This window comes from Actinocrinis sp., assembly GCF_035946395.1.
Classification (GTDB): domain Bacteria; phylum Actinomycetota; class Actinomycetes; order Streptomycetales; family Catenulisporaceae; genus Actinocrinis.
Window position 1 is genome coordinate 1 of record NZ_DASYZI010000246.1, and the last position, 10531, is coordinate 10531.

General features: G+C 68.4%; 7 protein-coding genes. 4 read left to right on the plus strand and 3 right to left on the minus strand.

Annotated features, from left to right (window positions below):
• Positions 1 to 620, minus strand: a 620-nt coding sequence (locus VGS97_RS15070; RefSeq protein WP_326854134.1) for an SGNH/GDSL hydrolase family protein, incomplete at its 3' end; no start/stop codon positions are given.
• Positions 621 to 811: 191 nt separating this feature from the next.
• Positions 812 to 2530 (minus strand): amidohydrolase, encoded by a 1719-nt coding sequence (locus VGS97_RS15075; RefSeq protein ID WP_414641721.1) that lies wholly within the window; start codon positions 2528 to 2530, stop codon positions 812 to 814.
• 42 nt (positions 2531 to 2572) lie between these two features.
• Between VGS97_RS15075 and VGS97_RS15080 the strand changes: the two genes are divergently transcribed.
• Positions 2573 to 3742: a hypothetical protein gene (locus VGS97_RS15080; RefSeq protein ID WP_326854136.1), complete on the plus strand. Its 1170-nt coding sequence runs from the start codon at positions 2573 to 2575 to the stop codon at positions 3740 to 3742.
• Positions 3743 to 3956: 214 nt separating this feature from the next.
• Here the strand turns inward: VGS97_RS15080 and VGS97_RS15085 are convergent, their stop codons facing one another.
• Complete coding sequence (locus tag VGS97_RS15085; RefSeq protein ID WP_326854137.1) at positions 3957 to 5408, minus strand: LCP family protein; 1452 nt, start codon at positions 5406 to 5408, stop codon at positions 3957 to 3959.
• A 259-nt stretch (positions 5409 to 5667) separates the two neighbouring features.
• On the opposite strand from VGS97_RS15085, the gene VGS97_RS15090 reads away from it, so the two are divergent.
• The 3 genes from VGS97_RS15090 to VGS97_RS15100 all read left to right on the plus strand — a co-directional run.
• Positions 5668 to 7797 carry a prolyl oligopeptidase family serine peptidase gene (locus VGS97_RS15090; protein ID WP_414641722.1) on the plus strand — a complete coding sequence of 710 codons (2130 nt, stop codon included), beginning with the start codon at positions 5668 to 5670 and terminating at the stop codon, positions 7795 to 7797.
• A gap of 160 nt (positions 7798 to 7957) precedes the next feature.
• Entirely contained in the window at positions 7958 to 9556 is a 1599-nt protein-coding gene (locus VGS97_RS15095) for a carboxyl transferase domain-containing protein (RefSeq protein ID WP_326854140.1), read from the plus strand.
• Positions 9557 to 9563: 7 nt separating this feature from the next.
• Positions 9564 to 10531 (plus strand): biotin carboxylase N-terminal domain-containing protein (locus VGS97_RS15100; protein WP_326854139.1); only part of this gene is annotated, 968 nt, incomplete at its 3' end.

Genomic DNA, 10531 nt, shown 5'->3' on the forward strand with positions numbered 1-10531 from the left:
GCGGCGGCCTGCTGGATCAGCGAGTCGAGCAGGTTGATGCCCTCGTCGATCTTCTGGTGGTCGGTGGCGCTCAGGCCGATGCAGAAGACGTTCAGGTCGTAGAAGTCCGGGTAGTCCATGAACACGATCTTGGCGTTGGGCGCCTTGGCCTTGATCGTGTTCAGCAGGTTGTCGTAGCGGCCGGGCAGCACCGCGTTGGCCTGCGCCTCGTCGCTGTTGATCTCGCTGACGCAGGTGGAGGTGCTGAACAGGACGCAGTCCGTCATGGTGCTGGAGAAGCCCACGTCGTTGCCGCCGATGATGAGCGACACCAGGGTGGTCCCCGTGTTCAGCGACCCGAGCTGGCTGTTCAGCACGTCGCTGGTCGTCGCGCCGGAGCAGGCGGCGAAGGTGAACGAAGCCGGGCTGTTCGCGTTCGCCCACAGCTGGGCGGCCGCGCCGGCGCTGCGGTCACACGAACCGCTGGAGCCGTAGTTGCCGGCCCCGAGGCCGGATGCGTACGAGTCGCCCAGGGCGACGTAGTGCGCCGTCGATGCGTTCGCGGGGCCGGCGACAGACAGGACCGCGACAGCGGTGGCCGCCGCGGTGGCGAGCGCGACAAGGGTGCGACGCGAGCTCAAGGTTCCCTCCGGGGTGTGGAGTCGGAGCATGGGTGATGCAGCTAAGACATCTGTAACTCCGTCAAGGCACCCCGGAAAGAGCGAATACGGCCTATGTGAAGATTTTGCTCTTCGGAACACTCCACGTCTTTGCAGGTAAACGTGTCATTCAGCGTCCTTAACCCCACGATGATCAGGGTGCGGACAGATAGTTAAGAGTCGTAGGCATCGTGGACAACAGCTCCGGCCGCGACGGTCAGCACGACGCTGGCCTCGCCTATTCGCTGCGCTGCGGAGCCGAACACGTCGCGGTCGAGCACGGCCAGATCGGCGCGCTTACCGATCTCCAGCGAGCCGGTGCGCGTCTCGGCCCGGCAGACCCGCGCCGAACCGATGGTGTAGGCGGCGAGCGCGTCGCCGAGCGCGAGTGCCTGATCCGGTAGGAACGGTGCTGTCCCGGCCACTGCGTCTGGCACGGTCCGATTGACCGCGACATGCACCGCCTGGAGCGGATCAGGAGTCGAAACCGGCCAGTCGCTGCCCGCCGCGAGTGTGGCCCCGCTGCGCCGCAGCGCTTCGAACGGGTACTGACGGACGTACCGGCGCGCGCCGAGGACCGGTTCGTTGAGCGCGCGCATCTGCTCGTCCTCGGCAGCCCACAGCGCCTGCATGTTCGCGGTGACGTCGAGTTCGCGAAAGCGCGGGATGTCCTGCGGGTCCACGACCTGGATGTGCGCGATGTGGTGCCGGTTCCCGGTCGGGCCGTTCGCCGCCCGCGCCGCTTCGAACGCGTCGAGCGCCTCACGCACACCGCGATCGCCGATCGCGTGCACGTGAACCTGGAAGCCGAGCGCGTCAAGCCGGGTGACCGCCTCGGCCAGCAGCGCGGCGTCGAGATAGCTGTGCCCGCGGTGGCCGGTGGGATGCCCGGCACCGTCGAGGTAGGGCTCAAGCATCGCCGCGGTCAGGTTCTCGCAGATCCCGTCCTGCATGATCTTGACGGTTCCGGCGGTGAAGCCACCGAGCCCGGCTGCTGAGCCAGCCGTCAAGGCATCCGCAGCCGCCGCGCGCCGTTCGACCAAGTCGGCGATCTGCTCCAGACCCCGGTTGCGGTCCCACCACAACGCGCCGGTCACGTGCCCTATCAGCAGCCCCTCACGCGCGGCACGCAAGTACGCGGGCAGGATGTCGTCGTAACCGAGGTATCCGCCGACGATCGCGTCCTGCCAGCCGGTGACGCCGAAGGAGTGCAGGTAACGCTGGCCTTCGAGCAACGCGTCCAGATAGTCGTCCTCGCTGAGCCGGGGCGCATGTCGGCCGACCAGATTCGCGGCCTCCTCGTGCAGCGCACCGGCCGGTTCGCCACCGGGCTCGCGGGCGATGCGGCCTCCCACCGGATCGGGGGTGTCGCGATCCACGTCGGCGACACGCAGCGCGAGACTGTTCGCCCAGGCGTCATGATGATCGCGGTTGAGCAGGAAGACCGGACGGTCCGGCACTACCGCGTCAAGCAATGCACGGCTCGGTGCACCGCCCGGAAACTGGTCCATCGACCAGCCGCCGCCGACGATCCACGGCACCTGTGGATTGGCCGCCGCGTACGCCGCGACGCGAGCCACCGCCTCGTGTGCGTCGCGCGAACCGGTCAGGTCGCAGCGCAGGCGTTCCGCGCCGCCGAACACCGGGTGGACGTGCGCGTCGATGAACCCCGGCAACGCCAGCTTCCCGGCGAGATCCACGACGCGTGTGCGCGGCCCGATCGCGTCACGCGCCGCTTGCTCGCCAAGGGCCGTGATCACGCCCGCACGTACCGCGATCCCCGACGTCCACGAGCGCGCGGCGTCGGCGGTATAGCAAGGTCCCCCGATCAGGACCAGGTCGGCGGCCTCATGCGTCAATGCGATGGGGTTGTCGGTCACGCGGCCGAGCATCCCACGCGTGCGGCCCGGCCACGTAGCGACAGAATGTAAGGCATGAAGATCTTAGAGCTGGCGCTCGGCGCGGCCCTGGTGGCCGCGACCTGGCTCTCGGTGGTCGTGAGCCTCGTGGTGCCGCGCGGGATCAAGTCCGTCTACACCCGCGCGATGCACACGGCGGTGCGCTGGCCGTTCCAGTACGTGGCCGACCGCTTCAAGGCCTATGAGACCAAGGACCGGGCGCTGGCCTGGGCCGCGCCGCTGGCCATCCTCATCACGCTGATCAGCTGGCTCGTGCTGTTCCTGGCCGGGTACGCGCTGCTGCTGGCCGGGGCCAGCGGTCTGGGCTTCGACGCAGCGCTGCGCGAGTCCGGCTCGTCGCTGTTCACCCTCGGCTTCGCCTCGTCCGCCCGCGACCGGCTGACCTTCCTCGACTTCTGCGCCGCGGCCACCGGACCGGTGGCAATCGGCCTCCAGGTCGGCTACCTGCCCGCGCTGTACACGGCGTACGCCCGCAGGGAGACGGAGGTGACGCTACTTCAGGCGCGCGCCGGCGTTCCGGCCTGGGGCCCGGAGATCCTGTACCGGCACGTGCAGGTGGCGGGGCTGCTCGACAGCCTGCCCGACCTCTACCGCGGCTGGGAGCGCTGGTCGGCGGAGGTCTCGGAGAGCCACACCAGCTATCCGGTGCTGATCCACTTCCGCTCGCCGCAGCCGTACCGCAACTGGCTGATCGCCCTGCTCGCGGTGATGGACGCGGCCGCGATGGAACTCGCGCTCAACCCGAGCAACCCGGTCAGCGGCACGATCCGCGTCGGGCTGCGCGGCGGCTTCACCTGCCTGCGCGAGATCGCCCGCTCGGAAGGCATACCGTACGACCCCGATCCGGACCCTGACGAGGACATACAGCTGACATACGAAGAGTTCTTGCAGGGTGTCGACATGCTGCGTTACGCCGGATACCCGATCGAACGCACACCTGAAGAGGCGTGGCCGCACTTCCGCGGCTGGCGGATCAACTACGAGTCTACCGCGTACGCACTGGCGTACATGATCGACGCCGTTCCGGCGCCATGGTCCGGACCGCGCCGCACTCCGGGCCAGACCGTCAAAGTGCGTACGCCCCGAGACCGGAAGCCGACCCGCGGGCTACCGCCGCAGACTGACGCGACGACACCACAGCAGCCACTTGAGTCATTGCAAACCACAGACGATCGCGCACCCTAACCAACGGACACCAGAGCGCCGGGTTTCGGCGGACCGCCCGCCGTCCATGAGCGGACCAAAGCGTTGCCGCCATAGCAGGGCTGCATACGGGCACGCCCGTGCCTGGCCGCATGAAGACACGCGATAAGGACTCGTACCAAACTCTGGACGACCGCGACCTGCTTCCTCGGTCGACAACCGAAGACACCAGACGACCGGCCAACCAACCGAGCGATCAACTAACGCATGGAACACCAGGTGGCGCTGTGACCGCCGGCGCCTGAGCCAGCGGCGCCGCGCCTGCCGCACCGGCTGCCTCATTTGCGCGCGATACAGCCGTACGCGTCGCCACTGCATTTGTCGTCACAGCATTTGTCGTCACAGCATTTGTCGCCGCTGCACTCGCCGCATGCTTACTTGTCGCAGCCGTGTGAGGGCGCTTGCCCGGCGCGCTACGCGTCATCGGATGCATCGTCGGCGAAGGACTCGGCGTGACAACCTCGGCTGCGACCTGCGGGATCACCGGGCCTGACAATGCGAGGCCGGATGCTGCACTCGCCGACACGCTCGCGCCGCCATCGGCGACATCGGCGCTCCCTCCCGCCAACAGCCGCTGCGCGACCATGCGCACCTTGTCCGGGTCGATGAGGTTGACCGATTCACCGTCCTCAGTCGCGAATCCCTCGACCGGCAGGGTGTAGAACGTGACGTTGCCCGAAGTCACCGCCCCGGCCTGACGCATGAAGGACAACAGGTCGAAGTCCGTATCGACGACGATGTCCTTACGCGCGACGTCGAGCAGAGCGTTGACCTTCCCGAGATCGTCGAGCACTCCCGCATCCTGCAATTTATGCATCGCCGAGGCGAGAAACGCCTGCTGACGGTGCGTGCGGTCCAGGTCTCCGTTGGCCAAGCCGTGCCGCTGCCGAACGAAGGCGAGCGCCTGCGCACCGTTCAGGGTCTGCACTCCGGCCGGAAAATCCGCACCGGAGTACCAGTCGTGCACCGGTTCACGCAGGCACACCTGCACGCCGCCGAGCGCGTTGGCCAGGTCGTAGAACCCGGCCAGGTTGATCTCCGCGAAGTGGTCCACCGTGACGCCGAGCAGCTGCTGCACGGAGTCGACCGCGGCGTGCCGCCCGGCCTCGCGGCCCAACTGCTCCAGCGTGGCACGGTCCGTGGTCCCGGCCGAGCGGGCGATGTTCTCGGCGTTTGCCTTTGCGCGGCCGTACGCTTCCTTGATCTTGTGCTTGCCCAGCTCCTCGGGCAGGTCAACGTAGTCATCGCGGGGGATCGACAGGGCCACTGCACGCGAGCCGTCCGCCGGAACGTGCAACAAAATCAGCGTATTTGTATTATATCCGCCGACGTCGCTGGAGCTGCCGGCGTGCAGTTCTTGCAGGATCGCGGGCGGCAGGTCGTTGCCCTGGTTGTCCCGGCGCGAGTCCAGTCCCATCAGCAGGACGTTGACGTCCCCGTCGGGATGCCCCGAGCCGCCGAGCCCGGCCAGGGCGTGCGAGCTGGCCAACTCGCCGAGCACCGAGGAGTGCAGGTACCAGCCGGCTGCCGCGGAAACGAGTACGAGCGCGGACGCGGCGCCGAAGACCACCCGGCCGAAGATCCGGGCACGGCGGGTGAACCGGAACCGCGTCGGCTGCGCTGGATTCCGCGGCCGGACGACAGTCATATGAGCGACACTGCCGCCGCGTGGTGGATGTTCATCGCGCTGAGCGTGTCCACTGCGCCGGTCCAAGCCGCGTCTCCCGTCCGCACGCACCCGAGTTCTCTGGTGCGTTGATCCTAGAAAGCCGGCGCGGGCGCACCCGGGACACCACGGCCCACCTCACTCGTTCAGCCGACGCACACCACACGATTCGGGCCATCAGGGCTGACCCTCACGTCCAACCTCGCGTGCACCCCGCCCGATCGCGCGTTGGTACCGTGCGATGGTGACCAGTCCCCGCCCGGAAGCCGGGTATCCGAAGGCCCGTCGTGACGACATCACCGAGACCATCCACGGCTTGACCATCAGCGACCCGTATCGCTGGCTGGAGGACGGGACGTCGCCCGAGACCGAGGCATGGAGCGCGGCCCAGGACACGCTGTTCGAGCAGTTGCACGAAGGTTGGGCCGGGCGCGGCCGACTGCGTGGGCGGATCGCCGAACTCAGCGCCACCGGCGTGGTCAGCCCGCCGGTCTGGCGGGGCGGTCGCTGCTTCCTGACCCGCCGCCTGCCGGAGCAGGAGCATCCGGTACTGCTCACCGTCGACGAGCCCGGCGAGGAGCGGGTCCTGATCGACCCGATGGCGCTGGACCCGGCAGGGACGACCACGCTGGACCATTGGCACCCGTCGCCGTCCGGGCGGTTGCTGTCGTACCAGATCTCCGAGGGCGGTACCGAGGCATCCGTGCTTCACGTAATCGACGTAACGACCGGTGAGATCGTCGACGGCCCGATCGACCGGACGCGTTACACCGAGGTCGCCTGGCTCAGCGACGAGAGCGGCTACTACTACACGCGCCGACTCGCGCCCGAGCTCGTACCGCCTGACCAGACGCTCTACCACCGACGGATTTACCTGCATCGCCTCGGCACGGACCCGGAGCAGGACGTACTGATCTTCGGTGACGGCATCAAGATGACGAACTACCACGACGCATGGGTATCGGCGGACGGCCGCTGGCTACAGGTCGCCACCTATGAAGGCACTGCGACACGTAATGACGTGTACCTTGCCGACTTGTCAGGAGCAGATCCGGCGGCACCACCGCTCAAGCCGGTGCACATCGGCGTGGACGCACAGAGCTTCCTCGTCCCGGCTCGCGCTGACAGCCCGTTGGCCGGGCAACTGCTCGTACTCACCACACTCGACGCTCCGCGCGGCCGGATCTGCGCGGCCTCGGTCAGCGACCCGGCCGCGGGCGCGTGGCGTGAGCTGATCGCCGAGGACCCGGAGGCGGTCATCGAGGACTTCGCCCTGCTCGACGGCCGTGAACTGGACCGGCCACTGCTGCTCGTCACCCGGGTTCGGCACGCGATCGGTGAGATCACGGTGCACGACGCGGCCACCGGCGAGCGGCTCGGGACCGTACCGCTGCCGCATGTAGGGACGGTCAGCGACCTGACGGCACGACGCGATGGCGGCTACGATGCGTGGTTCACCTATACCGACTTCAGCACCCCGGCGCGCGTCTACCACTACGACGGACGGATCGGCGAGACGACGCTCTGGGCCGACGCACCCGGCAAACCCACGATGCCCACGGCGTACACGCGTCAGGTCGAGTACACGTCCAAGGACGGCACAACCGTTCGTATGTTCATCATCTCCGGTGAGCCAGACGAGGTCCCAGAGCAGCCCCGCCCGACCATCCTCTACGGCTACGGCGGCTTCAACATCAGCCTGCGGCCCGAATACAACACCTCCGCGCTGGCCTGGGTCGAAGCCGGCGGCGTGTACGCGATCGCGAGCTTGCGCGGGGGCGGCGAGGAGGGCGAGGAGTGGCACCGGGCCGGCACCTTCGCCAAGAAGCAGAACGTCTTCGACGACTTCCACGCTGCCGCGCACCACCTGATCGGCCAGGGCTGGACCACCACGCCACAACTCGCGATCAGCGGCGGCTCGAACGGCGGCCTGCTGGTCGGCGCCGCGTTGACGCAGCGCCCCGATCTCTACCGCGCCGTCGTGTGCAGCGCGCCGCTGCTGGACATGGTGCGGTATGCGCGGTTCGGGTTCGGCGAGATGTGGACCGTGGAGTACGGCAGCGCCGACGACCCGGAGGAGTTGCCCACGCTGCTCGCCTACTCCCCGGTGCACAACGTGCGCGAGGGCGCCGAGTACCCGGCGGTGCTGTTCACGGTCTTCGAGGGCGACAGCCGAGTCGACCTGCTGCACGCGCGCAAGATGTGCGCCGCTCTCCAGTGGGCCACCAGCGGCGATCTGGTCGAGCGCCCGATCACGTTGCGTCTGGAGACCGGCGTCGGGCACAGTACCCGCGCCATCTCGCGCCGGGTGGACCTGGCCGCCGATACGCTCGCCTTCCTGGCGAATCACACCGGACTCCCTCTGGGCTAACCTGACGGGGTACCCGGCCACCGCCGGGGGTAGACCACGATCGTCGGCCACCGTCGAACGGTCGAGTTCCATCGAGTCGAGACGCCGCGTGCCACAAGCACCGGTCACCGAACCGAGCAGAAAGGCGGCAACGGTGCCGTCGACGACACCGCGGGCGAGCCTGCGCCCCACCGCGGACGAGGGTGGTGTGACGAGCGCCCCGTCCAGCCTGCGCGGCCTCACCGAAGACCTGCGCGCACACCTGACCCGGGTCCGCCTGGGCGGGGGCGAGCGCGCCCGCGCCAAGCACCTGGCGCGCGGGAAGCTGCTGCCGCGCGAGCGCATCGACCGGCTGCTCGACCCCGGCTCCCCGTTCCTCGAACTGGCCCCGCTGGCCGCCCACGGCCTCTACGCCGAGCACGGCGGCCCGATTCCGTCCGCCGGGATCATCGCGGGCATCGGGCGCATTCAGGGGCGGCTGTGCGTGGTCGCCGCGAACGACGCCACGGTCAAGGGCGGCACGTACTATCCGATAACCGTCAAAAAGCATCTACGCGCCCAGGAGTTGGCCGCTGCCAACCGCCTGCCGTGCGTCTACCTCGTCGATTCCGGCGGTGCGTATCTTCCGTTGCAGGATGAGGTCTTCCCGGACCGTGACCACTTCGGCCGGATCTTCTTCAACCAGGCCCGGCTGTCCGCGGCCGGCATCCCGCAACTGGCGGCCGTGCTCGGCTCGTGTACGGCAGGCGGCGCGTACGTGCCGGCGATGAGCGACGAGACCGTCATCGTGCGCAACCAGGGCACGATCTTCCTCGGCGGCCCGCCGCTGGTGAAGGCGGCGACCGGTGAGGTCGTCACGGCCGAGGAACTGGGTGGCGCGGACGTGCACACGCGCCTGTCGGGCGTCGCGGACCACTTCGCCGAGGACGACGCACACGCGCTCGAACTGCTCAGGGCAGCGATCGCCACCCTCCCACCACCCGAACCGTGGCTGGTGCCCGACGATCCCGCGGAACCGGCCGAGGATCCGGCTCAGCTTTACGACGTCGTGCCAGCCGACCCACGTATCCCGTACGACGTGCGTGAGGTCATCCGGCGAATCGTTGACCGCTCGCAGACGCACGAGTTCAAGGCGCGTTACGGCGAGACGTTGGTGTGCGCGTTCGCGAAGATCCACGGCTATCCGGTCGGCATCCTCGCGAACAACGGCATCCTGTTCAGCGAGTCCTCGCTCAAAGGCGCGCACTTCATCGAGCTGTGCCAGCAGCGACGCGTCCCGTTGGTGTTCCTACAGAACATCTCCGGTTTCATGGTCGGCCGCGACTACGAACAGCGCGGCATCGCCAAGGACGGCGCGAAGCTGGTCACCGCGGTCTCCTGCGCGACGGTGCCGAAGTTCACGGTCGTGATCGGCGGTTCGTTCGGCGCGGGCAACTACGGCATGTGTGGCCGCGCGTACGACCCGCGCTTCCTGTGGATGTGGCCGAACGCGCGCATCTCGGTGATGGGCGGCGAGCAGGCCGCGACGGTCCTGGCCACGGTGCGCCGCGACGGCATCGAAGGCTCGGGCGGCGAGTGGTCCGCGCAGGACGAGGAGGCGTTCAAGAAGCCGATCCGCGAGCAGTACGAAACGCAGGGTTCGCCCTATTACTCGACGGCGCGTCTCTGGGACGACGGCATCATCGACCCCGCCGACACCCGGCGCGTGCTCGGGCTCGCCCTGGCCGCCGCCTCGTACGCGCCGCCGGCCCCGACCGGCTACGGCGTCTTCCGGATGTGACGACGATATGACAAGCGAAATCACCAAGATCCTGATCGCGAACCGCGGAGAGATCGCGCTACGCGTCATCCGCACGGCGCGGTCGATGGGCATCCGGACCGTAGCCGTGTACTCGGACGCGGATCGCGACGCCGCACACGTCGCCGCAGCTGACGAGGCCGTGCGGATCGGCGCGGACGACACCGACTCCAGCGCCCCGTCCGCTTCGTACCTCAACATCGACGTGCTCATCGACGCCGCGAAGCAGAGCAGCGCGGACGCCGTGCATCCCGGCTACGGCTTCCTGTCCGAGCGGGCCGAGTTCGCACGTGCGTGCAGTGACGCGGGCCTCGTGTTCATCGGCCCGCCCGCGCATGTCATCGAGGCGATGGGACGCAAGGACCACGCACGCCGAATCGCCCACGATGCGGGCGTGCCCGTGCTGCCGATGTATCCGCCCGACGATCCGGAAATGCGCTTCCCGGTACTCGTCAAAGCTGCGGCAGGTGGCGGTGGTAAGGGCATGCGGATCGTGCGTAACACGACCGATCTGCCTGACGCGCTGACAGCTGCACGGCGTGAGGCCGAGTCGGCCTTCGGCGACGGGACGTTGCTCGTCGAGCGGTACGTCGAGCGCGGCCGCCATGTCGAGGTGCAGATCATGGCCGATGCATTCGGCACGGTGCTGCATCTCGGCGAGCGCGACTGCTCGGTGCAGCGGCGGCACCAGAAGATCGTCGAGGAGAGTCCCGCGCCGACGATCTCGGCGGCGCTGCGCGAGCAGTTGCTGCACGCGGCGGTGCGACTCGCCAAGCAGGTCGGCTACGTGAACGCGGGCACCGTCGAGTTCCTGGTCGCCGACGACGAGTTCTTCCTGCTTGAGATGAACACCCGGCTCCAGGTCGAACACCCGGTCACCGAGTCGGTCACCGGCCTCGACCTCGTCGGACTCCAGATCCGCATCGCGGCGGGCCAACCGCTACCGCTGCGGCAGGA